Origin of the sequence: Lysobacter sp. TY2-98, from assembly GCF_003367355.1 — a bacterium.
Lineage (GTDB): Bacteria > Pseudomonadota > Gammaproteobacteria > Xanthomonadales > Xanthomonadaceae > Cognatilysobacter.
The window spans coordinates 895,705-921,883 of record NZ_CP031413.1 but is presented as its reverse complement, the minus strand read 5'-3'; the positions used below and the strand labels follow the sequence as shown (position 1 = coordinate 921,883).

Here is a 26,179-nt window from a genome sequence, read left to right as displayed (position 1 = left end):
GCCGCTGTCAACGTCGACGCACCCGGACATGGGGGCCACAATCGCCGCCCCATCCGATCGTCGACGCATCGCCCATGCAGGACCGCAGCACCGCCCAGCACATCGCCCGCCGCATTGCGGAAGAAATCAATGCGCAGGCCCGACAGGTGGAAGCGGCGGTGGCGCTGCTGGACGAGGGCGCGACCGTGCCCTTCATCGCACGCTATCGAAAGGAAGTGACGGGCGGCCTCGACGACACGCAGCTGCGTGAGCTCGAAACGCGGCTGAGTTATCTGCGCGAACTCGAAGACCGCCGCGTGCAGGTCATCGCCAGCATCGAGGAACAGGGCAAGCTCACGGACGAGTTGCGCGCGGATCTCCTCGCGGCCGACAGCAAGGCGCGCCTCGAAGACCTGTATCTCCCGTACAAGCCCAAGCGCCGCACGCGCGCGCAGATCGCGCGCGAAGCCGGACTCGAGCCGCTGGCCGACGCGCTGCTCGCGGATCCCACGCAGTCGCCTGACGCCGTCGCGGCAACATACGTCGATGCGGACAAGGGCGTCGCCGACGCCAAGGCCGCGCTCGACGGCGCGCGCGCCATCCTGATGGAGCGATGGGGCGAAGACGCCGCACTCGTCGGCGAACTGCGCGAGTGGCTGTCGCAGGTCGGTGTCGTGCGTTCGAAGGTGATCGAAGGCAAGGAGAACGAAGGCGCGAAGTACCGCGACTATTTCGACCACGCCGAACCCATTTCGAAGATCCCGTCGCATCGCATGCTCGCGCTGTTGCGCGGGCGTCGCGAGGAGTTCCTGCAGTTCGACCTCGATCCGGGCACCGATGCCGAAGCCGGTCATCTGATCGCGACCGGCCGCGTCGCCAAGCACGCGGGAATTCGCAACGGAGGGCGTGCCGCGGACCAGTGGCTGATGGACTGCGCGCGCCTGACGTGGAAGGCGAAGCTGCATCTGCACCTGATGCTCGACCTCACTGCGCAGGCACGCGAACGCGCCGAGGCCGAAGCGATCAACGTGTTCGGCGACAACCTCAAGGATCTACTGCTTGCCGCGCCGGCGGGTCCGCGCACCGTGCTCGGCCTCGATCCAGGCCTGCGCACCGGCGTGAAGGTCGCGGTGGTCGATCGCACGGGCAAGCTCGTCGCGACGGACACGATCTATCCGCACGAGCCGAAGCGCCAGTGGGACCAGTCGCTCGCGACGCTGGGCCGTCTGTGCAAGCAGCACGGCGTCGAGCTGATCTCGATCGGCAACGGCACCGCGTCGCGCGAGACCGACAAGCTCGCGGCGGACCTGATCAAGCTCGCGCCGGAGCTCAAGCTCACCAAGATCGTCGTCAGCGAAGCCGGCGCGTCGGTGTACTCCGCATCCGAACTCGCGTCGCGCGAATTTCCCGATGTCGACGTGTCGATCCGCGGCGCGGTGTCGATCGCGCGTCGCCTGCAGGATCCGCTCGCAGAGCTCGTCAAGATCGAGCCGAAGGCGATCGGCGTCGGCCAGTACCAGCACGATGTCGACCAGTACAAGCTGGCGCGCGCGCTCGATGCCAGGGTCGAGGACTGCGTGAACGCCGTCGGCGTACACGTGAACACCGCGTCCGCCGCGCTGCTCGCACGCGTGTCGGGTCTGACGTCGACGGTCGCCGAGAACATCGTGCGTCACCGCGACACGAACGGTGCATTCAAGTCGCGCAAGGAGCTGCTGAAGGTGCCGCGCCTGGGCGACAAGGCGTTCGAGCAGTGCGCAGGCTTCCTCCGCATCGCCGATGGCGACGAGCCGCTGGATGCGAGCTCGGTGCATCCCGAGGCGTACCCCGTCGTCGAGCGCATCGTCGCGTCGACCGGCAAGCCGATCCGCGCGCTCATCGGTGATGCACCCACGCTTCGCGGCCTGCGCGCGGAGCAGTTCGTCGACGACCGCTTCGGCGCGCCCACGGTGCGCGACATCCTCAAGGAACTCGAGAAACCCGGCCGCGATCCGCGCCCGGAGTTCAAGGCCGCGCGCTTCGCCGATGGCGTCGAGGACATCAAGGATCTGAAGCCCGGCATGGTGCTGGAAGGCGTCGTCACCAACGTCGCCGCGTTCGGCGCGTTCGTCGACATCGGCGTGCACCAGGACGGCCTCGTGCACATCTCCGCGCTGTCGAACACCTACGTGAAAGATCCGCGCGACGTCGTCAAGGTCGGCGACATCGTGAAGGTGCGCGTGCAGGAGGTGGACGTGCCGCGCAAGCGCATCGGCCTGACCTGCCGTCTCGACGACACCGCGCCGCGGGCGCCGCGCAATGATCGCGAGGCGCCGCGCCCGCAGGGTGGGCGTCCGTCGAATGATCGTGGCCCATCGCGTGGCCCGGCACCGAAGGCGCAGGCGCAGCCGGCGTTCGCGAACAATGCGCTGGCGGCGGCGTTTGCCAAAGCGAAGGGGAAATAGTTCGCCCGTGTCGCCGGCGGCGTGCGCCGAAGGCAGAAGCGTTTCGTCCGCTGACGCGGCCGAGTTACTTTTCTTTGCTGGCGCAAAGAAAAGATAACCAAAAGAAAGCACCTTCCTCGACGAATCTACAGCTCGCGAGCGGACAGCCTTCTCGCGATCGCCACACTCGGCATCCTGCCTCGGGTGGCGGCGGCCGACGTCCTGTCGGCCGCCCCTTCGGGGTCTAGACGATTCGTGTCAGCTGCCGAAGCAAGAAGTACGCGAACAACATCGTCCGCTAGCGCATCGCGAAACCGGATTCGCCGCTGGTTGCCCGCTGGGTGCTCAACGCATGGCGCCGGGATCTCCTGTACTGCGGCCCTCAGAACAACCCACCCTGCACCTGCGGTTCCGAATACGTCAGACGCCCGTCGACAATGCGCGCCGCCGCCGTATACGGATGCTCCTGCACACGCCCGCCAGGCTGCAGATGCAGCACCGTCCAGCCGCGCGACTTGAAGTCGTCGGAAATGAGCGCACGGTGGCACTGCCACCACATCGCCTCGGCGCACATCACGGTAGTCACCTTCAACGCGGCCAGCCCGCTGAGCCGCTCGGCGGCATGGCGGTACTCGTCGGTCTCCAGGTAATCCGCGTAACCGCGAAAGGCCTCGTTCCGCCATGCCGCGTTGTGGGTATCCGGTCGCGGCCGGCGCCGGCCGCCCAGATCGCGGAACGGCACGTAGTCGATACCGATCGCCGCCAGGGCTCGCGCCATCGCCTCGTCGTTGAACTGCGGATGGCGCCGCGAGCCGGTGAAACGGCGCACGTCCGCCACCGCCTCGATGCCGGCCTGGTGCAGCAGCGCGACGAACGCGTCCCACGGGTGGGTCGAGTGGCCTACGGTCCAGAGCGTTCGCCGATCGTCCATGGCCCCAGCCTGCCGCGGGCGCGATGAAGCGGCGTTGACAGCCGTGCGCCTAGCCTGCGTCGATCGATGGAGAACCCCATGTCCGAGCAGAGCACCGGCCTCGCGCGCACCGCACAGATCGTGAAGTTCCTGTTGAAGTACCGCAGCGCGGGCATCTTCAACGGGCTGGAAAGCGATGCATCGCTGCAGGATCTCAATGGCGACGCCAGCGCGCCCCAGGCCAGCGGCAAGCCCGACGAGTTCGTCGACGACCTCGAAGCGCTGGGTCCGACCTTCGTGAAGCTCGGCCAGGCGTTGTCCACGCGTGCCGACATGGTGCCGCCCGAATACATCGCCGCCCTCGCCCGCATGCAGGACAACGTGCAGCCGTTGGCGCCCGAGGTGGTGCACGAGGTGCTGGAAGCCGAACTCGGCGTGCGCCCGAACAAGGTGTTCGCCGAATTCGACGACACGCCGCTCGGCAGCGCGTCGCTGGCGCAGGTGCACCGCGCGGTGCTGCGTGACGGCCGCGAAGTCGCGGTGAAGGTGCAGCGTCCGGACGCGGTCGCAAGCATCCACGGCGACCTCGAATCGCTGCGTTCGATCGCGAGCAAGATCGATCGCGGCACCGACATGGGGCGGCGGGTGCGCTTCAGCGACTGGGTCAACGAGTTTGGACGCGCGCTGCTCGCGGAGCTCGACTACCGCCAGGAAGCCGAGAACCTGCAGCGTTTCGGCGATCGCCTCGAACGCTATCCGCAGCTGGTGGTGCCGCGCCCGGTGTGGAGCGTCAGCAGCAAGCGCGTGCTGACGATGGATCTCATCCGCGGCAAGAAGGTCACCGACATCACCGGCCTGCAGCGCACCGAGCAACCGCTGGGTTCGCTGGCCGAAGCGCTGCTGCGTGCCTATCTCGACCAGGCCTTCGTGCACGGCGAAATCCACGCCGATCCGCACCCCGGCAATCTTCTGCTGACGAACGATGGCCGTCTCGCGATCTTCGACCTCGGCATGATCGCGCACGTGCCGCCGCGCCGGCGCGACCGCCTGTTGAAGCTGCTCTTCGCGTCGGTCGATGGTCGCGGCGAAGACGTCGCCATCGAGAACATCTCGATCTCCACGCGTCTCGAAGACTTCGACGAAGAGCGCTACATGCGCGAAATCGGCCAGCTCGTCGCGTCGTACGCCGCGCGTTCGGGCAGCGACACGGTGTCGGAGGGCCGGCTGGTGCTCGACATGACGCGCATCGCGACCGCCTGCGGCCTGCGCACGCCGCCGGAGCTGTCGCTGCTCGGCAAGACCCTGTTGAATCTCGAATCGATCTGCGACGCACTCGATCCGGAGATGGACGCCAAGGACGTCGTCCGTGACCACCTCGAGAACGTCATGCGCCAACGGCTGCGCAAGTCGCTTTCGCCGGCGGGACTCGCGGGCGAACTGATCGAGGTGGAAGGCCTCGTGCGCGAGGCGCCGCGCAAGCTCAACAACCTGCTCACCCTGCTGGCGGATAACCGGCTGCAGGTGCGGGTCGACGGGCTGGACGACTCCAAGCTCATGGAGAACATGCAGAAGATCGCCAACCGCATCACGGTAGGCCTGATCATCGCCGCGCTGCTGGTGTCGTCGGCGCTGATGATGAAGGTCGATACCGGGGCGCGCCTGTTCGGCTATCCCGCCGTGGCGATCGTGCTCTTCCTGCTGGCGGCGTGCCTGGGGCTGTTCGTCGTGGTCAGCGTGCTGCTCACCGACCATCGCGCGCGCCCGAAGGAGGAGCGCGGCCTTCACTGAACAGCCGGGCTGAACCGTGACCTGAATCCGGCTGCTTGCACGCAGCGTTCACTGCCCTAACCTTGGTCGAGCTTCACCGGGACTGCACGTCCCTGAAGCGGTCGTCTCGAACCAAAGGGGTCAGTGGATGCGCACCTATCTCGCCATGGCTTCGGCCATTGCCTGCTGCCTGTTGCCGGCCCTTTCGCCGGCAGAACCCAGCATCGCCCGCGCGCCGTCGCCGGTGAGCTCGCCGATCGCACCGATTTCGACGCCGGCACCGACCGCGCCGTCGATGTCGCTGGCATCGCGCCTCGCCACGCTCGCGCCCGGTGCGAATCCGAAGGTGATCGAGATGGCGCTGGAAGCGCGCGAATGCGCGATCAGCAGCGGCGACGCAACGGGTGCGGGCGAAAAGCTCGCCGTCATCGACTACTCGATGCCCTCGACGCAGAAGCGTCTGTGGGTGTTCGACCTGCGCAACCCGCGCGTCATGTACAACGAGTACGTCGCGCATGGCCAGGGCACCGGCGACAACTACGCGCGCAACTTCTCCAACCTCGACGGCAGCCACCAGACCAGCCTCGGCCTGTTTCGCACCGCGGAGACGTACCAGGGCAACAACGGCTATTCGCTGCGCATGGACGGGCTGGAACCCGGCTTCAACGACAACGCCCGAGCCCGCGCGATCGTGATGCACGGGGCGTGGTACGTGGATCCGTCGATGGCGCAGAAGATGGGCCGCATCGGCCGCAGCCATGGCTGCCCCGCGGTGCGCGCGCAGGTGGCGCACGAGATCATCGATACGCTGAAGGGCGGCCAGTTCGTGTTCTCGTACTACCCGGACAACAAGTGGCTGCATGAATCGCGGCTGCTCGCCTGCCCGACGCGGACGACGCGCAGCCTCGTCGCCCGCTGATCCAACGCGCCATGAACTCGACGGCCGGGCCCTCACGGGTCCGGCCGTTATCGTGTGCGGGTCATGACCTCGCCCCACGCCCCCAACCCACTGCTCGCAGCGCTCTCCGCGCTGGAGGACGTCGCCGACGGGCTGCACCGCCGCCTCGCCCCGCGCGAACCCGCGTACATCGCGGCCTATCGCGGCTGGGGCGACGCGTCCGGGATCGAGCTGCGCGGCCGCGTGCTCGCCGATGCGCCTAAGGGCGGTCCCACGGAACGGGACTCGCGCCTGCGCAACCTGCGGCACTCCATCGGCCGATTCATGAGTGCGGAGGTGCCGCACGCCCCGCTGCGACTGTCGATCGGCACGCATGCGGTCGAAACCGTCAGCGACGACGAGGGCTACTACGCCGCCACCCTGCCCGCTCCGCCCCTGCCCGATGGGTTGTGGACGCAGGCGACCGCGAGCCTCGCCGACGGCCGCCTCGCGACCGCGCAACCTCTGCTCTACGTGCACGACGACGCGCGCATCGGGGTGATCTCCGACATCGACGACACCGTGCTCGACAGTGCGATCACCGACTGGACGACGGCCGCGCAACTCACGTTCCTGCACAACGCGCGCACGCGCAAACCGCTGAAAGGCGCCGCGCCGCTCTACCAGGCGCTGCAGGCCGGTATCGACGGCCGCGGTCGCGTGCCGCTGTTCTACGTCTCGAGTTCGCCGTGGAACCTCTACGACCTGCTGGACGAGTTCATGGCCCTCAACAAGCTGCCGGCCGGGCCGATGTTCCTGCGCGATTTCGGGCTGGACCCCACCAAGCTCCTCAAGTCGTCCGGCCACGGCCACAAGCTGGAGCGCGCACGTGAGCTCATCGCCCGCTTCCCGCGCCTGCGCTGGGTGCTGCTCGGCGATTCCGGCCAGGCCGATGCGGAGCTGTATGCCGAAGCCGCGTCGGAGTTCGGCGACCGCATCGCCGCGATCTACATCCGCGACGTCGATCCGGATCTCGATTCGCCGCGCGATGCCGCGGTCGATGCACACATCGGCCGTGTCGCCGGCACGCGCGTGCCCATGCTGCGCGCCCGCGACAGCCGCGCGATCGCCGAACACGCAGCGTCCCTCGGCCTGATCCGCGCCGACGCGCTGGGTGCGATCGCGGCGGAGGTCGACCGCGACGCCGCCCGGCCGACACTGGCCGAAGCCGCCGCGACGTCGGCGATTCAGGGCACCGACGCCAGCCCGGGCTCGCCGGTCGGCTAAAATTCGCGCCCCCACATTTCGCCCGCCTGCCGATGTCCTCGCCTTTCGGCACCGAGACCGTGCTCGACGTCCGCCACTGGACGGACGCCTACTTCAGCTTCACCACGACCCGCGACGACGGCTTCCGGTTCGACAACGGCCAGTTCGTGATGATCGGGCTGGAGGTCGACGGCCGTCCGTTGATGCGCGCGTATTCCATTGCCAGCGCCAACTGGGAAGAGCAGCTTGAGTTCTTCAGCATCAAGGTGCAGAACGGCCCGCTGACCTCGCGCCTGCAGCACATCAAGCCCGGCGACACCGTGCTGATCGGCCGCAAGCCGACCGGCACGCTGCTGATCAGCGACCTGCATCCCGGCCGCAACCTCTATCTGCTGGGCACCGGCACCGGCTTCGCGCCGTGGCTGTCGGTCATCAAGGATCCGGAAACCTACGAGCGCTTCGAGCGCGTGGTGCTCTGCCACGGCGTGCGCTCGGCGGCGGACCTCGCCTATCGCGACTACATCGTCAACGAGCTGCCACGCCACGAATTCCTCGGCGAGCAGATCGCGCAGAAGCTTCTGTATTACCCGGCCGTCTCGCGCGAGCCTTTCGCGTTCAATGACAACGACCACCGCGGTCGCCTCACCGACCTGATGGCGAGCGGACAGATGATGGAGCAGCTCGGCATCGAGCCTCTCAACGCGCAGCACGACCGCGCGATGATCTGCGGCAGCCCGCAGATGCTGGCCGACTTCCGCGCCCTGCTCGACGCTCGCGGCTTCACCGCGGCGCCGCGTATCGGCACCGCCGGTCAGTACGTCTTCGAACGCGCGTTCGTCGAGAAGTAGTCAGACGACCCGTGCGGCAGGCCGGCGCGCCGGCGACGGGCCCTCGACCATCTGCAGCGTGACGTCCCCGCGTGCACTCGCCGCAGCGAGGTCGTTCGCGATCGCTGCGACATCGGCCGTCGGCACGACATCCACCACGCAGGTCGCGCAATTGCGGCCGCCGCCTTTCGACATGTAGAGCGCGAGATCGGCCACGTGCATCGCGTGCTGCCAGTCGACGCCCTCGCGCAGCGGCGACATCACCGCGCCGATCGAGACCGACACCACGATCGCCTGTCCGCCGATATCGATCGGCTCGCCGGCGATGTGCTGCATCACGCGCTCGGCGAGCTGCGGCAGGCGCTCGCCGGCGGCGTCCGGCAGCAGCAGCGCGAACTCCTCGCCACCCCAGCGCACGACGGCATCGTTCTGGCGCACCAGCGCACGCAGGCGACGACCGATCTCCACCAGCACGCGATCGCCCGCGGCATGGCCCCAGGTATCGTTCACGCGCTTGAAGAAGTCGACGTCCAGCAGCATCAGGCCGACCGTCGAGCCGACGCGCCGCTGCATCTCCGCCTCGCACCAGCGGCGATTGGCGACGCCGGTCAGCGGATCCACCATCGTCTGCTCGGACAGCACCGCGATGTCGCCCGACAACTTGCGGTTGGCGCGTCGCTCGCGCGAGCCGTAGCGCACCAGCGCGACCAGGGCGAGCAGCGACAGCACCGCGACCGTCGTCCACAGGCGCTGCTGCCAGCGATGTGCTTCCATCTCCGCGGCCTGCGCCCGGTTCGCGATCGACAGGCGCTCGATCTCGCGACCGCGGCGTTCGGACGCGTACTTCTCCTGCAGCTCCAACACCGCCTTGTCGCGCTCCTGCTTCACCATTTCCTGGTTGAGCTCGAGCTCCGCGTGCATGGTCGCCACCGCCTCGCGCAGGCGCCCCGCCTTCTCGTACGCCTTCACTAGCTCGTCGAGAATGGCGAGCAGGTAGGTGCGCGCGCCGATGCGCTCGGCGAGTGTCTTCGCGGCGAGCAGGTCGGCGATGCCCTCGTCGTAGCGGCCGAGCCGTACCAGCGCGATGCCCCGGTTCGCACCGGCGACGGCGACGCCGTTGTCGTCGTGCTGCGATGCGGATAGCGCTCGCGCGCGGTCCGCGACGTCGAGCGCCTTCTGCAGTTCGTTCGTCTGCAGGTAGTAGTCGGACAGGTTGCCGAGCGTGATGGCGACGAGCTTGCGAAGCGACGCGTCATCGCCGGCGAGGCGCAGCACGTCCAGCAGCGCCTGACGCTGCAACTCGCCGTCGCCACGCATGCTGTAGATGTAGGCCTGCTGGGCGCGGATGGTGGGAAGCAGGTATGCGAAGCCGATCCGCTCCGCCAGGCGATACGCCTCATTGCCCAGCGCCTCGGCGCGCGCGAAGTCACCAAGGTCCGCATTCATGCCCACCATCGGGCTCATCGCGCGGACTTCGTCGGCCGTCCACCCATGTCGCGCCGCGAGCGCGCGGGCCTGCACCGCATCGGCGATGCCGGAGGCCATTTCGGTGCGCAGATCGTTCACCCGCGCACGCGTGAGCAGGAATTCGAAGCGCAGCTGATCGCCGGCGATCAGCGACAACGCTTCCGCGCGGGCGACGATCGCCTGCGCCTCGGCGGTATGGCCGACCCCGGTCGCGCGCTGCGCCCGCGACAATCGCACGGCGAGGTCACAGGGTTGGCAGTGCTCGGCGACCACCATGCGTTCGAGGCGTGCCAACACCGGGTCCGCCCGATCGAAAGCATCGCGCTGTCGTTCGAAGCCTTCGATCGCGATCAGGTAAGTCGCGCGTGTCGTCGCCGGTGCGTCCTCACCCGGTCGATCGTCAGCGGCATAAAGACGCTGCAGCACGTTCTGTGGACGAACGAAGCCGTGCAGGCGCACGTCGTCGAGGATCGCGTCCACCGTCTCCGCGCGCGCGGCCGTGGCCGCGAGCACCAGGGCGAGCGCGAGGAGAATACGAGTCATCGTCCCTACTATCGGCAGCGCGCCTGAACACTTGATGGTGTGCAGGGGCCGCCCGCTGACCCGCTCAGACAAGTCGGGGGCGCCTAGGCCATTGCGCGGTCCGGCCGATCGACCGATGCGTGCATCGACGGCCCGACGACGCTCTGCAGCTGCACCTCGCCGCGCGCCTGGGCACCGGCAAGATCGCGGCCCAGCTCGGCCATGTCGGCGTCGACTGCGACGTCCATCACGAGCGTGGCGCGATTGCGACCCGCGGATTTCGAGAGATACAGCGCGAGATCGGCGACGTGCATCGCCTGCTGCCATTCGCCGCCTGGATGCATCGGGTGCACCACGGCGCCGACGGAAACCGTGATGTCCACGAGGTGACCGCCGAGATCGACCGGCGCCGTGCCGATCGCCTGGAGCACGCGGGACGCCAGCGCCGCCAGCGCGTCTTCGCCGATCCCGGGCAGCACCAGCGCGAACTCCTCGCCGCCCCAGCGCACGACCGCATCGTCCTGGCGCACGAGTCCGCGCAGTCGCGTCGCGATCTCGATCAGCACGCGGTCGCCGGCCGCATGGCCCCAGGCATCGTTGACCTTCTTGAAGAAGTCGACGTCCAGCAGCAGGAGCCCGACGGCGGCCGCCGGGTTGCCCGCATGCTGCGCCATGAGTGCATGGCACTGGCGACGGTTGGCGACGCCGGTGAGTGGATCGTGCAGCGACTGCTCGGCGAGCATCGCCACGTCGCCCGACAGACGCCGGTTGTCGTTGCGCACACGCTTGATCAGCTGCACCAGCGGCACCGCGGCGAGCGCGAGCACGACCGCCAGCGCCGCCCACAGGCGTTGCTGCCACGTACGCGCCGCGAGTTCCGCCTGCTTGATTCGATTGGCGGCGCCGAGCCGATCGATCTCGCGCTGGCGGCTCTGCGCGGAGTAGCGCTCCTGCATTTCGAGCAAGGTCTTGTCGCGCTCCTGCCGGGTGAGGTCGGCCTGCAGCGACGCGACCTGCTCCAGCGCTTCGAACGCCTCGCGATAGCGACCAGCAAGCTTGAGAATGCCCACCAGTTCGCCGTTCATGCCGATCACGTCGCCACGCGCGCCAGTGCGCTCGGCGATCGCGATGGCTTCGCGCACGCGGCGCAGGCCGGTATCGATATCGCCCAGATGCGCCGTCGCAACGCCGTCGTTGGTAAGCGCATACGACAGGCTGCGCGGGTCATCGGTGCGGCGCGCGAGCGCTTCGCCCCGGCGTGCGGCGTCGAGCGCCTTCGCGTAGTCCTTCTCGATCAGCCAGTGGTCGGCGAGATTGGACAGGCTGATCGCCTCGAACTCTTCCATGCCCTCCTGGCCGTGCGACAGCGCGATCGCCTCCTCGAGCGCGTGCAGCTGGTCGTCGCTCCGACCGGCGCGGCCGTAGGCGTACGCCATGTTGAGGCGCAGCGACGCCATCGCGAAGTTGAAGCCGATGCGTTGTGCTTCTGCATATGCGCGACGGCCGATCGCTTCGGCGCGCGGGTAGTCGGCCAGTGCGGTACTCATGGACACCATCAGCGCCTGGCTCATCAGCGCGCCGCTGGCATCGCCCACGCCCTCAAACAGTTCGGAGGCGCGCAACGCCTCGGCGACGCCGCCGACGTAATTGCCGCGCAGGTTGTACAGACGTGCGCGCTGGTAGTGCAGCCGTCCCGAGAGATCAGCCATGGCGTCGGGCACGCGCGTTTCGAGGCCGCGCAGGTAGCCCTCCGCCTCGTCGGTCTCGCGACGCGTCAATGCATCGGACGCACGCGCGATGCGGGCCTCGCTGGCGCAACGCGTGCACGCCTCGTCGCGCGCCATCCCGTCGAGTACGGCCAGCGCGTCGCGTGCGGTCGCCACCATGCGCGGGCGCCGCGACGTGACCGCGAGGTGCAGCACGGCGGCGTTGTAACGCATGCGCATGCCGGCGTCGGACGTCGCAGTCGGACGGTCATCGGCGGACTGCAACTGATCGATCGCGACCGCGGCGGAACGGTAGCCATGCCGGTGCTGCTCGCGAAGGATGTCGTCGACGCGTCCGCTGGCGAATGCCATGGACGGCAGGACGGTCAGCAGGAGCAGGACGCGGATTCGCATGGCGTCGTTATCGGCGCCGTCGGGCATCGCCTTGAGCTGTCACGAGGCACGCATCGCGACCCTATTCGTGAACAGGGCGACGGACCTCCTTCGCGAACGCCGAGCGGGTCGCCTGCTGCCGCGCCGATGAGCGACGTGACTGTTCGGACGCTTCAGGCCGCCGCCGACACCGTCGAATCGCCACGCAGCGCCGCGCGATAGCGACGGCTGCACGGCACGATCGCGCCGTCGTGCATGACGATGCGCGCGTCGCCCGACTCCAGCGGCTCGATGCGCTCCACGCGGTCGAGGTTGACCATGTAGCTGCGGTGCACTCGGCGGAAGGTGGCGGGGTCGAGGCGATCCTCGATCTGCGCCATGGTGGTTCGCAGCGGATAGTCGCGGCCGCGCACATGCAGGTTCACGTAGTTGCTCGCCGCCTGCAGCCATTCGATGTCGGCGGCCGGCACCAGGAATTCCTTGCCCAGCTTGCGCACCAGGAAACGCTCGGGACGGGCAACGGCTTCGGCAGCCGGTGAATCGTCCGGCGCGCCGAGCAGGCTCGCCTCGCCCTGCAGGCGGCGCAGGAACAGGCGGTAGCCCTCGATCAGCGCCACCATGGTCGCGAAGCCGCGGACGTCCTTCAGGTACTCGTAGCCGCTCTCGAGCGGCCAGTTGCCGAAGTCGTAGTGGCTGCCGAGCGCGGCGTAGCCGATCTTGCGCAACGCGACCATGCCGGCCACGTGGAGGATCGACCAGACCATGCTGGCGCCGAGGTATTCCGGCAACCGACGCTTCCAGTTGTCGAAGTGGATCGGCCGCCATCGGGTGAACGCGACGATGGCGGGGACGAGCAGCAGCACCATGAGATTGCTGCTGAGCTCCCAGATCACCGGCTCCCAGTCGCGGACGTCGACGTGGGCACGGTGGAGGTCGAAGTCGGCGGTGATGCTGTTCGCGATCGCATTGATCACGAACATCGCGATCCAGAACCCGTACTCCACCCACGGCCGCCAGGGCTGGTAGCGGGTCCAGTCGGAGTCGGGCGCGGTGCGGGAGGTATCGGCCATCCGCGCATTGTCACTGTTGGACGCGACCCGGGCGATGCGTCCGTCCCAACCGTCCACCGCTCGTCCCCGGGGCGGCCCGATGCGTCCCCGGGCGTGCCGCAACGCGTTGTCGCGCAACGAGAGTCGGCCCACTTCCACCCGGACCGCCGACATGACGCGACGCCACGACATCGACGCCCTGCGCGCCCTCGCCTTCGCCCTGCTGATCCTCTACCACTGGGGGATGCTCTACGTCGGCGACTGGGGCTGGCACATCAAGAGCACCCATACCGCCGACTGGCTGCAGATCCCGATGCTGGTGGTCAATCGCTGGCGGATGTCGCTGATCTTCCTGATCTCCGGTATCTCCAGCGCCTTCCTAATGGCGCGCACCGGCGGCTTCGCCTTCCTCGGCCAGCGCACCTGGCGGCTGCTGCTGCCGCTGGTGTTCGGCATGTTGGTGATCGTGCCGGTGCAGCCCTACGTGCAGGGGATCCAGACCGGCTTCGTGAAGCCGGGCTTCTTCGACTTCCTGTTCCGCTACTACGAGTTCAAGCCGTGGCCCAAGGGCGCGTTCGACGGCGACACCAACGGCATCACCTGGAACCATCTCTGGTACCTCGCGTACGTCTGGGCGTTCACCGTCGCGCTGGTGCTGGTGAAGCCGCTGCTCGACTCGCGTCCCGGGCTGCGCGTGCGTGCCGCGTTCACGGGCCTGCGCGGCTGGGCGCTGCTGCTGATCCCCGCCATTCCGATTGCAATCGAAACCGTGACCCTGCAGGGCCACTTCGAGGACACCGGCGACCTGGTGCACGACGGCTACCGCGATGTCCTCTACTTCACGATGTTCCTCTACGGCTTCTGGCTCGCGCGTTCGGGCGGCGTCTGGGACGAACTGGCGCGCCTGCGCCGCCGCGCGCTCGTCGCAGCGCTGCTGCTGTTCCCCGTCTACTACGGCCTCGGCGTGGCGTTGCCCGACGACGCGCCGGGCGCGCAGCAGCTCATCTGGGCGCTGCGCAGCGTCTACATCTGGTGGGCGATCGCCGCGGTGCTCGGCTGGTCGAAGGCGTACCTCGACCGCCCGTTCCCGTGGCTGGGGTGGGCGACGGAAGCCGTCTTCCCCTGGTACGTGCTGCACCAGAGCCTGATCGTGCTGCTCGCCTACTGGCTGGTGCCGCTGCGACTGCCGGCGGGCATCGAAGCGAGCGCCGTGCTGATCGGCACCGTCGCTGGTTGCTGGATCGGATTCGCGATCATCCGACGCGTGCCGCTGCTGCGCCCGCTGTTCGGCATGAAGTTCCGGCCGCGCGAGACCCGTCCAACGGCATCGACGCTGCGCATTGCGGAACCCGCGAACGAGCTCGCCTGACGCACGCGAATCAAACGGACGCCCGGCGCAATGCCGGGCGTCCGCGTGTCGTTACTTCGTCGCCACGATCACCGCGGGCTTCGCGAACGGCGCGACGCCCACCGCCTCGTCGATCTCGGCTGGCGCATACGCCGTCGCGCCCTTGATCACCAGCGCGACCTTGCGCACGTCGGAGATGTTCTGCGTCGGCTCGCCATCGAGCAGCACCAGATCCGACGCCTTGCCCGGCGCGATCACGCCGCGATCGGTCGCACGCGCCACCGTCGCACCGTTGAGCGTCGCCACCTGCAGCACCTGCGACGGCGTCAGCCCCGCCTGCACGTAGAGCTCGAGTTCGCGCTGCAGCGTGAAGCCCGGCATTTCGTCGGTGCCCGCGAGCAGCGGCACGCCCGCTTTGTACATGCGGCCGACGAACTCGACCATCTTCTTGTAGGACTTGTCGAACTGCTGGTACGTCGCGTCGTCTGGGATGTTCATCTCCGCCGCCATGCGACCACGCGTCACATCCGGCGGCAAATGGTCGGCCACCGGCGCGATGATCGGCGACATCGTTCCATCACGCTGGTGGATGAACTCGAACGTCGCCAGCGTCGGATCGCTGGCGATCTTCTTCGTCGCCATCGTGTGGATGAAGTCCTGCACCGGCTTGCTGTCGAAGTCGAGGTCCGCGACCTTGCGCGCCGGCAGGTAGAAGCGCTCGAGCGTCCGCGTATCGGTCGTGTCGTCTACGAGGAAGTTCAGCATCAGCTGATTGATGTGCTGGATCTCGTCGAATCCATCATCGATGACGTCCTGCGCGCGCAGGAACGCCGGCACGTGGCCACTGACGCGCATGCCCTTGCTGTGCGCGTAGGCGACGGTGTCCTTCAGCACGTCCTTCGGAAACGAGTTGTAGATCTTGATCTGCGGGTAGCCGTGGTCGTGGTACCAGTCGACCGCCTTCTTGGCTTCGTCGAGATTCTTGATCACGAAGCCGTTGCGCGCCGACATCTTGCTTTCGCCTTCGATGAAGCCGGCCGGCGTGATGTGCGGCATCAGCAGCGTGCCGGCTTTTTCCTCGCCGATGATCTGCTGCAACGTGTCGTTGTCGTTGCCCATGTCGCGCACGCTGGTGATGCCCGACGCGATGTGCAAGGCGCCATCCCAGCGCGAGACGTGCGCATGCATGTCCCACAGCCCCGGGATCATCACGCGCCCAGCGCCATCGATGCTGCGGTCGGCCTTCGTCGCCTTGCCGGTCGGCGTGACCGACACGATCTTGCCGTCGCGGATCAGCACGTCGCTGGCGCTGCCGAGCTTCGCGTTCACGCTGTCGAACACGCGCACGTTGCGGATCAGCGTGCTGCCCGGCAGCGGCTTGGCGAGTTGCTTCTGCATCTGCACGAGCAGCTCGCCCTCGGCCTTCTTCTGGCGCTCTTCGAGCTGCTTCCCGACGCCTTCCCAGCCTTCCGGTACCATCTGCACGAAGCCGGGCGCGATGAAGGCGAACATGCCCGGCGTGGCGTCGTCGGTGAACCAGCCGAAGTTCGGCGTCAGGCCCTGTCCGGTGAGCGCGAGCAGTCGCACGGTCTTCGTGTCTTTACCGTTCGACACCTGCTCGCGCGCGAGTTCGCGCATCGTCAGCGTGCCGCCCGGCACCAGCGGCAGCTTGCCGTCGGCGCGCTTGGCCAGTGCGGCGACCGTGGCCGCGCCCGACTGCGGCGTGCCCGCGAGCGGCGCGTATTCGGCGGTACCGCTCACCGTGCGTTCGCCGTGGTCGGCAGTGGTCTTCCACTCGGCGTGGTCGCCGGTGCGCGTGTAGGTCTCGTCGATCTTCGCGCCGAAGGTCGACGTGCCGGTGATGTGGAAATTCGTGAAGGTGCCATCGGGCGCGAGCCTGTATTCCTCCTTCATCTCCGGCCCGCGGCCGTTGTCCTTGAAGATGAAGGACGTGCGCACCACGCCGTCGTCGCCGGTGGTGACCACCTGCTCACCGGCCTTCTTGCCGTTGTCGACGAGCACGACCCAGCGCTGCGTCGTGGCACTCCATGCGGGGACGGCGGGCAACATGCACATCGCGATCAGCAGGCTTCGGGCCAGCGGCTTCATCGGGAACGCCTCGGTTCGCGCCGGCAGTGGCGCCCGCCGAGCCTAGCGCGACGGCGTTCCCGCCATACGGCCCTTTCGTCATGACGCGACGCAAAAAAAAAGCGCCGCCCGGAGGCGGCGCATTCGGATACGGACCGGTATGCCGTCAGTGCTTCGGTTCGGACACGCCGCGCAGCAGTTCGGCGGTCTTGCGGTCGCGGCCGCTGAGCGCAATGTCGGCCTGCGCGATCACGCCGCAGAGGCGGCCGTCGCCGTCGACGACCAGCAGGCGGCGGATCTGGCGCGATTCCATCACCTCGGTGGCGTCGCTCAGGCTGCCGTCCACGGAGACAGTCGTCACCGGCTGCGTCATGCAGTCGCGCGCGACGCACTGCTGCGGGTCGCGGCCTTCGGCGACGAGGCGGACGACGATGTCGCGGTCGGTCACCGTGCCGATGGCGCGGCCCTGCGCGTCGATCACCGGCACCAGGCCGATGTCGTTCTCGAGCATGAGGCGCGCGACGTCGCGCACTGGCGTTTCGGCCTGGCAGGTCGCCGGGTTGGGCGTCATGACGCTGCGGATATCCATGGATCCTCCGGGGCTATGGGATGCGGGAACGCTGCGGGACTGCGGGTCGGACGGGCGTGAAACCGGCGTGGCGCGGGCGGTATGCCTTTCGTCATGGGTTCGTGAAGCGGCCGTCGGGTACGCTTCGCGTTCACTCCGTCGAGGCTCCTCCATGAAGCATCCTCTCGCCCTCGCGCTGGCGCTGGCCGTCGCGGCGACCGCCGTTCCGGCGGTCTCCGACGCTGCGGCTCCGGCCAAGAAGTCCGTGTCCAAGAAGACGGCCAAGGCCACCGTGAACCCGTTCTATTCGATCAGCCCGCTGCCCCTGCACTACCCGCAGTTCGACAAGATCAAGGATACGGACTTCGCGCCGGCCTTCGATCGCGGCATGGCCGAGCAGCTGAAGGAAATCGACGCGATCGCCAACAACAAGGCCGCGCCGACCTTCGACAACACCATCATCCCGCTGGAAAAGAGCGGCCAGATCCTGCGTCGCGCGCAGACCGTGTTCGGCAACCTCGTCGGCGCCGACACGAATCCGACGCGCGACAAGCTCGACAGCCAGTACTCGCCGAAGTTCGCGGCGCACTACGACGCGATCGCGCTGAACCCCAAGCTGTTCGCGCGCATCGAAAAGCTCTACACCACGCGTGATTCACTGAACCTCGACCCGGAAAGCAAGCGCCTCGTCGAGAAGTACTACCAGGACTTCGTGCGTTCGGGTGCCAAGCTCGATGACGCACAGAAGGCGCGCCTGAAGGCGATCAACGCCGAGATGGCGAAGCTCGGCACGCAGTTCAGCCAGAACGTGCTGGCCGAGCGCAACGACATGGCGATCGTCGTCGACAACAAGGCCGACCTCGCCGGCCTGCCGGAAGAAGCCATCGCGGCGACGGCCAAGGCCGCGACCGACCACAAGATGCCGGGCAAATACGTCATCGAGCTGGTCAACACCACCATCCAGCCGCCGCTGACGTTCCTCGAGAACCGCGCGCTGCGCGAGAAGATCTTCAAGGCGTCGATCGCGCGCGGCAGCCGCGGCAACAAGTTCGACAACACCGGCATCGTCTCGCAGGTCGCCAAGCTGCGTGCCGAGAAGGCCGCGCTGCTCGGCTACCCGACCTACGCCGCCTATGCGCTGGAAGACCAGACCGCGAAGACGCCGGAAGCCGTCAATTCGATGCTCGGCAAGCTCGCCCCGCCGGCCGTGGCCAACGCCAAGCGCGAAGCCGCCGACCTGCAGGCCATGATCGACGCCGAGCAGAAGGCCAAGGGCCAGCCGACGTTCAAGCTCGAGCCATGGGATTGGGCGTACTACAGCGAGAAGGTGCGCCAGAAGAAGTACAACTTCGACGAGTCGCAGCTCAAGCCCTACCTCGAGCTCGACAACGTCCAGCAGAACGGCGTCTTCTACGCGGCCAACCAGCTCTACGGCCTGACGTTCAAGGAGCGCAAGGACCTGCCGGTCTACGAGCCCGACGTGCGCGTCTTCGACGTGTTCGACAAGGACGGCAAGCAGCTCGCGATCTTCATCTCCGACATGTACGCGCGTCCGTCGAAGAACGGCGGCGCGTGGATGAACTCGTACGTCGACCAGTCGAAGCTCACGGGCTACCTGCCGGTCGTCGCCAACCACCTCAACATCCCGAAGCCGCCGGCGGGCCAGCCGACGCTGCTGACGTGGGATGAAGTGACCACGATGTTCCACGAGTTCGGCCATGCGCTGCACGGCATGTTCTCGAACGTGAAGTACCCGTACTTCTCGGGCACCAGCGTGCCGCGCGACTTCGTCGAGTACCCGTCGCAGGTCAACGAGATGTGGGCCGACTGGCCGGAGATCCTGTCGAACTACGCCAAGCACTACCAGACCGGCGCGCCGATGCCGAAGGAACTGCTCGACAAGGTGCTCGCGAGCAGCAAGTTCAACCAGGGCTTCACCACGACCGAATACCTCGGCGCGGCGATGCTCGACCAGAACTGGCACCAGCTGCCGGCGTCGCAGATCCCGGCCGCGTCGGGCGTGATGGCGTTCGAAGCCGATGCGCTCAAGAGGGACGGCGTCGACTTCTACGCCGTGCCGCCGCGTTACAAGACCCCGTACTTCAGCCACATCATGGGCGGCTACGCGGCCGGCTACTACGCCTACATCTGGTCGGAAGTGCTCGACGCCGACAGCGTGGAGTGGTTCAAGCAGAACGGCGGCCTGAGCCGCAAGAACGGCGACCACTTCCGCGAGACGTTGCTCTCGCAGGGCGGCAGCCAGGACGCGATGGTGCTGTTCCGCAACTACACGGGCCGCGACCCGTGGATCGAGCCGCTGCTGAAGCGTCGTGGTCTCGACGCAACGACGGCCGACGACAGCAAGGCGCCGAGCGACGCCAAGCCCGCGACGCCGGCGAAGAAGTAAGCCACCCGCGTTGTTCGACGAAACCGCCCGGAGCAATCCGGGCGGTTTTGTTTTGGGCGATGCGGTCGCCGGTGTTCGCGCCGCATCGCGCCATCCGCGACCCGCGCGAGTCGGCACCCCATGCCTGGCCCGCTCGTCACCTCGTTTCGCCGGTGCATGCGCCACTGTCGGCGCTTCCGTTCGGGAGATCCCACCATGCCCCAGCCGTTCGCGCCTCATCACCGTGTGATCCGTACGTTGCGCCCCGCATTCGCGCTCATCGCAGCACTCGGCGTCGCGACCGCGTGCCAGCCGACATCGACTGACTCGACGTCCACCGACAGCACCGCGCCAGCGACGACTAGCGACGCGGCGAATGCGCCGTCGGCAGAGCCGTCATCCGACGCGTCGACCACGACAACGCCGGCCGACACGACGCCACCGCCCGCCTCCTCGACGCCACCCGATTCGTCAAACGCCTCGCTGCCCGAACCGACGACACCGCCGGAGGTCGCCAGCCCGCAGGCCGCCGCCACGACGGTCGAGACCTATTTCGCACTGGTCGACGCCGGCAAGACGAACGACGCCGACGCGCTGTGGGCAGACGCGGGCCGAGCCGCCGACTTCCGCGCCGAACTCGCCAAGCTCGGCAAACCGCATGCGCAGGTGTTCGCACCGGGCGGCGTCCAGGGCGCCGCGGGCTCGATGTACGTCACCGTGCCGATCGAGCTCAGTGCAACCGACAACGCAGCGAATTCGCGGCCGCGCAAAGGCGAAGTCACGTTGCGTCGCGTGAACGACGTGCCGGGATCGACCGAGGCACAGCGTCGCTGGCACATCGATCACATCGACGTGGCGATGACGCCGAAGTAATCCAGGGCGCGACGTCGATCGCCTTGCCCGATGCGCTTCCGCGACACCGCATCCCACACACAATCGATGCTGTGGGGAACGAAGCGCGACCGCCGCGACACATGTGACGCCGCGACCTAGCGACCAACGAAAACGGGGCCCGAAGGCCCCGTTTTCATGTCACGACATGACCAGCTACGTGATCAGCGACGATCTTCCGCAGTCGCGTCACGCGCCGCACGGAACTCCGAATCCTGGCCCCAGTTCGGCCACTGCTTCGAGGTCGCGAGATCGCGGCCCAGCGTGTAGAGCATCTGCAGGTCGCGCGCCATGCCCTTGAACGTCCAGCTGGCTTCCCACTGATCGGCCGGCTGGTGGTAACGATCGGCCGTGTACGCCTTGTCCGAGGCTTCCGCGGCCGCGACGCCACCTTCGACCCAGTCGTTACCCGAACCGTACGAAATCGCCGGCACGCCGCGCTTGGCGAACGGGAAGTGATCGGAGCGGAAGAAATGGCCGGCTTCCGGATGCGGATCGGCGCTGTACGTCAGGCCCCACTTCTTCGCCGTCGCGGTGAGATCGTCGAGCAGTTCGACCTGCGCGCTGCCCGACGTCGTGAAGTTCTTCGACAGGCCGTGCGGATCGAGCGCGTCCATGTTGATGACGCCGACGGTCTTGCCCAGCGGATACAGCGGCTTCGATGCGTAGTACTCGGAGCCGAGCAAGCCCTTCTCTTCCGCGGTGACCGCAAGGAACACCACCGAACGATCGGTGCGCGGCGCCTTCGCGAACGCGCGACCCAGTTCGAGCAGCGCGGCGGTGCCGGTCGCGTTGTCGACGGCGCCGTTGTAGATCTTGTCGCCCTTCGCATCGGGCTGGCCGACGCCGAGGTGATCCCAGTGCGCGCTGTAGATCACGGTCTCGTCCGGACGCTTCTTGCCCGGCAGGCGGCCGACGACGTTCTGCGAGGTGATCACCTGGCTGTCGACCGCGTACTTCGCGGACAAGGTCGCGCCCTTCAGCTCGACCGGCTTGAAGTCGCGCGTCTGCGCCTGCTTCTTCAGCGCGTCGAAATCGAGGCCCGACTTCTTGAACAGCTCGACCGCGACGTCGCGCTGCATCCAGCCTTCCATCGGCGGATGCGAACCCTTGGGGTTGTCACGCACGACATCGAACATCGTGTTGGTGTTCGAGTTCTTGACCGTGTTCCAGCCGTACGAGGCCGGGTCGGTCTCGTGCACGATCAGCAAGCCCGCGAGGCCTTGGCGCGCGGCTTCTTCGTACTTGTAGGTCCAGCGACCGTAGTACGTCATCGCCTTGCCGCCGAAGTCGCCCTGCCCCGTTTCGAAGTCCGGGTCATTGATCAGGACGACGCCGATCTTGCCGTGCAGGTCCACGCCCTTGAAGTCGTCCCAGTTGCGCTCCGGCGCCTTGACGCCGTAACCGAGGAAGACCAGCGGCGCGTTGTCGATCGATACCGACTTCGAACCATCGAGCGCGGCGCGGATCGCGACCTGCTCGCCCTGCGTGAGCGACTGCGACTGACCACCGGCATTCAACGACAGCGCCGGCGTGCCGGTGATGCTTGCGCGCAGCAGCGGCACCGGCTGCGTCCATGCGCGCTTGCCGGCCTTCATTTCGCCGCCTGGTTGCAGGCCAATGGCCTTCATCTGCGAAACGAGGTAATCGACCGTCTTCGTTTCTCCGGCGGTCGCGGGACCACGGCCTTCGAAGGCGTCGGACGACAGCGTGCGCACGATCGACGACAGGCGCTGCGCGCTGATGTCGGGTGCCTTGGCGGCCATCGCGGGTTGAAGCGCGAGACCGATCGAAACAGTAAGAAGTGATGCGGCGAGCAACCTGGACAAGGCGAACCTCATGCGTGCGTGGGACAGCCGGTCGATGGTAGCAAGCGGCCGCGCCGCAACATCCACGCGATCGCGCGCGAAACGTGCGCGACGGCGCGGTTCGCAGAGCCCATGACTTGATCGTTCAGTGAAGGGGCCGCGGTGGCGGCGGCGGCAGTGCTTCGCCGGATTCGAGCGGCAGGCCGCGACGCAGCCGGTCGGCATCAGACGCGATCGGCACGGGTGCGGGGGTGTTGCGGCGTGGCGCCGCGAGGCTTGGACGAGGAGGCATGGGGGAGGCCTTCCGGTGTGGGGCCGCGCAGTCTGCGCTCCCGGGGTCTCAGGGACGGCGACGACCCATGTCATTAAGCTTCGTGATCCCACAAGCGGCCGCACCAACGCCTGTTCATGGACCTCGCGCTCTTCGACTTCGATGGAACGATCACGACGGTGGAGACCTACCCACCGTTCATCGCGGCGGCGACAGCGCGGTGGCGCATCGCGCTCGGCTATCCGCCGCTGGCGCCGTTGATCCTCGCGTACCGCCGCGGGCTGATCACGGGTAACCCGGTCCGTGCTGCGATCGCGCGCGTTGCGTTCACCGGCGCTGACGCGGCGTCGATCGAGGCGATCGGTGAAACGTTCGCGAAGACCGGTCTCCCGCCACTGGTGCGCCCCGAAGCAATGGCGCGCATCCACGCGCATCGCCGGCGCGGCGACACGGTGGTGATCGTCTCCGGCAACTTCGACGTGCTGCTTGAACCGTGGGCCAGAGCGCACGACCTGCCCGTGCTGTGCTCGCGCCTCGAGCGACGCGACGGGCGAATGACCGGTCGCTACGACGGCGCGCAATGCGTGCGCGGGGAAAAGGTCCGACGCATTCGCGAGGCCTTCGATCTATCGCAGTTCGAGCGCATCCATGCGTACGGCGACACGGCCGAGGACACGGGCATGCTCGGCATCGCGCACCATCCGTACTACCAGCGAATACCGAATGCCGATGAAGGACTGCTCGCGACGTAACCCAATGCGAGGCACATCGTGACATACGAACGCGTCGACGGTGTCTGCGCGTTCAGACCTTCGGTTTGCGAGCGGATCGCGTCGCAGCCGCGGACTTCGAAGCACGCCTGGCAGTCGTCGGAGGCGTGCCGTTCGTCGCCTTCGGAACCGCAGGCTTCCTGGCGGTCGCCTTCTTCGCAGCGACTTTCTTTCCCACGCCATTCGGCGACGCCGACGTCTTCCGAGCCGCCACCCTTTTTGCGACCTTTGCGACGGCCTTTTTCCCGGCGCCCGCTCGCGTGGCGCCCTTCGACACCGCCTTCCGCGCCTTCTTCGCCATCGCACCACCCGACGCATCCAGCAGCACCCAGGTTGGCGCATGATCGCTCGCGCCGGGCCGTCCACGCACCCAGCGATCCACGTTCGCATCGCGCAGCATCGGCGCGAGGTCCGGGCTCAGCAGCAGGTGGTCGATGCGCAGCCCGGCATCACGTTCCCAGTGTTTCCGGAAGTAGTCCCAGAACGTGTAGATTTTCTCGTCGCCGTGCACCGTACGGATGGCGTCAGTCCAGCCCTGCTCGAGCAACTTGAACCATTCGTCGCGGCTCTCAGGCTGCAACAGCGCATCGTTGCGCCACGACTTCGCGTTGTAGATGTCGAGCTCGTCCGTCGGCACCACGTTGAAATCGCCGCAGACCACCGTCGGCTTGCCACTGCGCAGGAGCGCGGCCGTTCGACGCCGCAACTCCGCGAACCACGCCAGCTTATAGGCGAACTTCGGCCCGGGCTGCGGGTTGCCGTTCGGCAGGTACAGGCAGGCAATGCGCAGGCCGTGCACGTCCGCTTCGAGATAGCGGCTCTGCGTGCCGTCGGGATCATCGGGCAGGCCGCGCTGGCGCTCCTGCGGCTGCGTACCGCGCGCAAGGATGGCGACGCCGTTCCACGACTTCTGTCCGTGCCAGATCGCGCCGTAGCCGAGTTTCTCGATGTCGAGCTGCGGAAACGCTTCGTCGGGTGCCTTCAATTCCTGCAAGCAGGCGACGTCGGGCTTCTCGCGTTCCAGCCACTCCAGCAGTGCACCGTGGCGTGCGCGCACGCCGTTGATGTTGTACGTCGCGATCTTGAGCCGGGCCATGCGCGCGATGCTAGGCAGGCGGCGTCGACGGCCGGTGAGATCAGCCCAGCAGGCGGCGCATCAGCTCGAAGTACAGGTCCGGCAGGCGTTCGAGATCCGCCACCGACACATGTTCATCCACCTTGTGGATGGTCGCGTTCACCGGCCCGATCTCGACGCAGTGCGCGCCCAGCGGCGCGATGAACCGCGCGTCGGACGTGCCACCGCCGGTGCTCTCTTCGGGCGCGCAGCCGGCGAACTGCGTGAGCACGTCGCGGCAGACCTGACGAAGCTCGCCATCGGGCGTGTAGAACGGTTCGCCGCTGCGATGCCAGTCGATCGTGTAATCGCTGCAATGCCGCGCGAGGATCGCTTCGCACTCGTGTTGGAGCCGCGCCGCATTCCAATGCGGGTTGTAGCGCAGGTTGAACAGCGCCTGCAGCTCGCCCGGAATCACGTTGTTCGCGCCCGTGCCGGCGACGATGTTGCTGATCTGCAGGGTGGTGGGCGGGAACGTCTCGTAGCCATCGTCCCAGTGCCGCGCCGCGAGCTCCGCAAGCGCCGGCATGGCCTCATGCACGGGATTGCGCGCTTTTTCCGGGTAGGCGACATGCCCCTGGATGCCGCGCACGGTAAGCGTGGCGGACAGGCTGCCGCGTCGGCCGACACGCAGCAGATCGCCCAGCTTCGATGTCGAGGAGGGTTCGCCGGTGATGCACCAGTCGATGCGCTCGCCACGTACACGGAACGCATCCGCGACCTTGCGCACGCCATCGAGAGCGATGCCCTCCTCGTCCGACGTCAGCAGAAGTGCGACGCGTCCACGATGACCTGCGTATTCGCGGGCAAAACGCTCCAACGCGACGACGAAGGCCGCGACGCTGCCCTTCATGTCCGCCGCCCCTCGGCCGTACAGCCTGCCGCCGCGGATTTCAGGCGTGAACGGATCGCTGGTCCACTCTTCGACCGGGCCACTCGGCACGACGTCGGTATGCCCCAGCAGCACCAGCGTCGGCCCGTCACTGGTGCCGACATGCACGGCCCACAGGTTGTCGACGTCACCGAATCGCATCGACTCGCAGGCGAAGCCGGCTGCCCCAAGGCGGGCTGCGACCAGCGCCTGGCAGCCGGCATCGTCGGGCGTCAGCGAACGCTGCTCGATCAGCGCACGGGTGAGATCGAGAACGTCTGTCATCCTGTCTTCTCCGTCACGACCACGCGTCCGAACCGGTTCCTGCACCACGCCGCGGCGAGCATCGCGCCCGCGCAGCCCGCGATCAGCCCCACCCCCAGCTCGGGGCCGGGATTGTCGTGCCACCCGAACAGCGCATTGCCGAACGCGAGTGCGATGAACGACGCGACCATCGCCACCACCACGAAGCCGGCCAGCGCGGCGAGTGCAACGAGCAGGCGCTGCCCTGCACTCACGCGTCGACTCCGAAGCGCTTCTTGAAACCGTTGTCAGTAAAGCCCTGCGTGACGACGCCATCGTCCGTCACGACGACGGGCCGGCGGATCAGCTGCGGATACTCGCGCAGCAACAGCTTCCATTCGGCATCGGAACCCGGAGTCTTGCGCGTCGGCGGCAGGTTTCGCCAGGTCGTCGACGACTTGTTGATCAGCGCGTCCCAGCCGCCGACCGCGTCCTTCCACTCGAGCAGCGTCTCCGGCGACTGCCGCTGATCGCGGTAGTCGACGAACTCGTGCGCGACGTCGAAGCGCTTGAGCCAGTTGCGCGCCTTCTTGCAGGTGTCGCAATTGGCGAGGCCGTAGAGCGTCGTCGCCATG

20 protein-coding genes are annotated in these 26,179 nt (G+C 67.5%); 9 read left to right on the top strand and 11 right to left on the bottom strand.

The features are described 5' to 3' along the window. Positions 1 to 74 precede the first annotated feature (74 nt). Positions 75 to 2,423: a Tex family protein gene (locus tag DWG18_RS04410; RefSeq protein ID WP_115645768.1), complete on the top strand. Its 2,349-nt coding sequence runs from the start codon at positions 75 to 77 to the stop codon at positions 2,421 to 2,423. A 361-nt stretch (positions 2,424 to 2,784) separates the two neighbouring features. Here DWG18_RS04410 and DWG18_RS04405 read toward each other — a convergent pair whose 3' ends face one another. Next, entirely contained in the window at positions 2,785 to 3,333 is a 549-nt protein-coding gene (locus DWG18_RS04405) for a DUF488 domain-containing protein (protein WP_115645766.1), read from the bottom strand. 78 nt (positions 3,334 to 3,411) lie between these two features. Between DWG18_RS04405 and DWG18_RS04400 the strand changes: the two genes are divergently transcribed. From DWG18_RS04400 to DWG18_RS04385, 4 genes are all read left to right on the top strand, one after another. Continuing rightward, entirely contained in the window at positions 3,412 to 5,100 is a 1,689-nt protein-coding gene (locus DWG18_RS04400) for an AarF/UbiB family protein (protein ID WP_240318599.1), read from the top strand. A 145-nt stretch (positions 5,101 to 5,245) separates the two neighbouring features. Then, positions 5,246 to 5,998: a murein L,D-transpeptidase catalytic domain family protein gene (locus tag DWG18_RS04395; protein ID WP_115648030.1), complete on the top strand. Its 753-nt coding sequence runs from the start codon at positions 5,246 to 5,248 to the stop codon at positions 5,996 to 5,998. A 63-nt stretch (positions 5,999 to 6,061) separates the two neighbouring features. Then, complete coding sequence (locus tag DWG18_RS04390; protein WP_115645762.1) at positions 6,062 to 7,243, top strand: phosphatase domain-containing protein; 1,182 nt, start codon at positions 6,062 to 6,064, stop codon at positions 7,241 to 7,243. Between the two features lie 32 nt (positions 7,244 to 7,275). Then, entirely contained in the window at positions 7,276 to 8,070 is a 795-nt protein-coding gene (locus DWG18_RS04385; RefSeq protein ID WP_115645760.1) for a ferredoxin--NADP reductase, read from the top strand. On the opposite strand, the gene DWG18_RS04380 is transcribed toward DWG18_RS04385, so the two are convergent. The 3 genes from DWG18_RS04380 to DWG18_RS04370 form a co-directional block, all read right to left on the bottom strand. Continuing rightward, entirely contained in the window at positions 8,071 to 10,059 is a 1,989-nt protein-coding gene (locus DWG18_RS04380) for a GGDEF domain-containing protein (RefSeq protein ID WP_115645758.1), read from the bottom strand. A gap of 83 nt (positions 10,060 to 10,142) precedes the next feature. Continuing rightward, entirely contained in the window at positions 10,143 to 12,158 is a 2,016-nt protein-coding gene (locus DWG18_RS04375; protein ID WP_162823698.1) for a GGDEF domain-containing protein, read from the bottom strand. Positions 12,159 to 12,310: 152 nt separating this feature from the next. Continuing rightward, positions 12,311 to 13,207 (bottom strand): LytTR family DNA-binding domain-containing protein, encoded by an 897-nt coding sequence (locus tag DWG18_RS04370; RefSeq protein WP_205289396.1) that lies wholly within the window; start codon positions 13,205 to 13,207, stop codon positions 12,311 to 12,313. A 151-nt stretch (positions 13,208 to 13,358) separates the two neighbouring features. Between DWG18_RS04370 and DWG18_RS04365 the strand changes: the two genes are divergently transcribed. Then, a complete protein-coding gene (locus tag DWG18_RS04365) occupies positions 13,359 to 14,555 on the top strand; it encodes an acyltransferase family protein (RefSeq protein ID WP_115645754.1) in 1,197 nt (398 codons plus the stop codon). Positions 14,556 to 14,606: 51 nt separating this feature from the next. On the opposite strand, the gene DWG18_RS04360 is transcribed toward DWG18_RS04365, so the two are convergent. Together DWG18_RS04360 and DWG18_RS04355 are read right to left on the bottom strand one after the other, a co-directional pair. After that, on the bottom strand, positions 14,607 to 16,643 hold the full coding sequence (locus DWG18_RS04360) for an amidohydrolase family protein (protein ID WP_115645752.1): 2,037 nt from the start codon (positions 16,641 to 16,643) through the stop codon (positions 14,607 to 14,609). Between the two features lie 145 nt (positions 16,644 to 16,788). Beyond that, positions 16,789 to 17,211 carry a CBS domain-containing protein gene (locus DWG18_RS04355; protein ID WP_162823697.1) on the bottom strand — a complete coding sequence of 141 codons (423 nt, stop codon included), beginning with the start codon at positions 17,209 to 17,211 and terminating at the stop codon, positions 16,789 to 16,791. Between the two features lie 151 nt (positions 17,212 to 17,362). On the opposite strand from DWG18_RS04355, the gene DWG18_RS04350 reads away from it, so the two are divergent. Both DWG18_RS04350 and DWG18_RS04345 read left to right on the top strand, forming a co-directional pair. Next, positions 17,363 to 19,597 carry a M3 family metallopeptidase gene (locus DWG18_RS04350; protein WP_115645748.1) on the top strand — a complete coding sequence of 745 codons (2,235 nt, stop codon included), beginning with the start codon at positions 17,363 to 17,365 and terminating at the stop codon, positions 19,595 to 19,597. Positions 19,598 to 19,792: 195 nt separating this feature from the next. Beyond that, positions 19,793 to 20,449, top strand: a complete 657-nt coding sequence (locus DWG18_RS04345) for a hypothetical protein (RefSeq protein ID WP_115645746.1) — start codon at positions 19,793 to 19,795, stop codon at positions 20,447 to 20,449. A 182-nt stretch (positions 20,450 to 20,631) separates the two neighbouring features. On the opposite strand, the gene DWG18_RS04340 is transcribed toward DWG18_RS04345, so the two are convergent. Next, positions 20,632 to 22,233: a M28 family metallopeptidase gene (locus DWG18_RS04340; RefSeq protein WP_343195083.1), complete on the bottom strand. Its 1,602-nt coding sequence runs from the start codon at positions 22,231 to 22,233 to the stop codon at positions 20,632 to 20,634. A gap of 450 nt (positions 22,234 to 22,683) precedes the next feature. Between DWG18_RS04340 and DWG18_RS04335 the strand changes: the two genes are divergently transcribed. Next, a complete protein-coding gene (locus tag DWG18_RS04335; RefSeq protein ID WP_115645743.1) occupies positions 22,684 to 23,298 on the top strand; it encodes an HAD family hydrolase in 615 nt (204 codons plus the stop codon). Positions 23,299 to 23,350: 52 nt separating this feature from the next. Here the strand turns inward: DWG18_RS04335 and xth are convergent, their stop codons facing one another. From xth to DWG18_RS04315, 4 genes are read right to left on the bottom strand one after another with little or no spacing between them, the layout of a single operon-like run. Further along, on the bottom strand, positions 23,351 to 24,412 hold the full coding sequence (gene xth / locus DWG18_RS04330) for an exodeoxyribonuclease III (RefSeq protein WP_115645741.1): 1,062 nt from the start codon (positions 24,410 to 24,412) through the stop codon (positions 23,351 to 23,353). Between the two features lie 40 nt (positions 24,413 to 24,452). Continuing rightward, positions 24,453 to 25,586 (bottom strand): succinyl-diaminopimelate desuccinylase, encoded by a 1,134-nt coding sequence (dapE, locus tag DWG18_RS04325; RefSeq protein WP_115645739.1) that lies wholly within the window; start codon positions 25,584 to 25,586, stop codon positions 24,453 to 24,455. After that, a complete protein-coding gene (locus DWG18_RS04320; protein ID WP_115645737.1) occupies positions 25,583 to 25,819 on the bottom strand; it encodes a hypothetical protein in 237 nt (78 codons plus the stop codon). The genes dapE and DWG18_RS04320 overlap by 4 nt, the downstream gene beginning before the upstream one ends. Continuing rightward, positions 25,816 to 26,178 carry a Spx/MgsR family RNA polymerase-binding regulatory protein gene (locus DWG18_RS04315; protein ID WP_115645735.1) on the bottom strand — a complete coding sequence of 121 codons (363 nt, stop codon included), beginning with the start codon at positions 26,176 to 26,178 and terminating at the stop codon, positions 25,816 to 25,818. Before DWG18_RS04315 ends, DWG18_RS04320 begins: the two co-directional genes overlap by 4 nt. Position 26,179 lies beyond the last annotated feature (1 nt).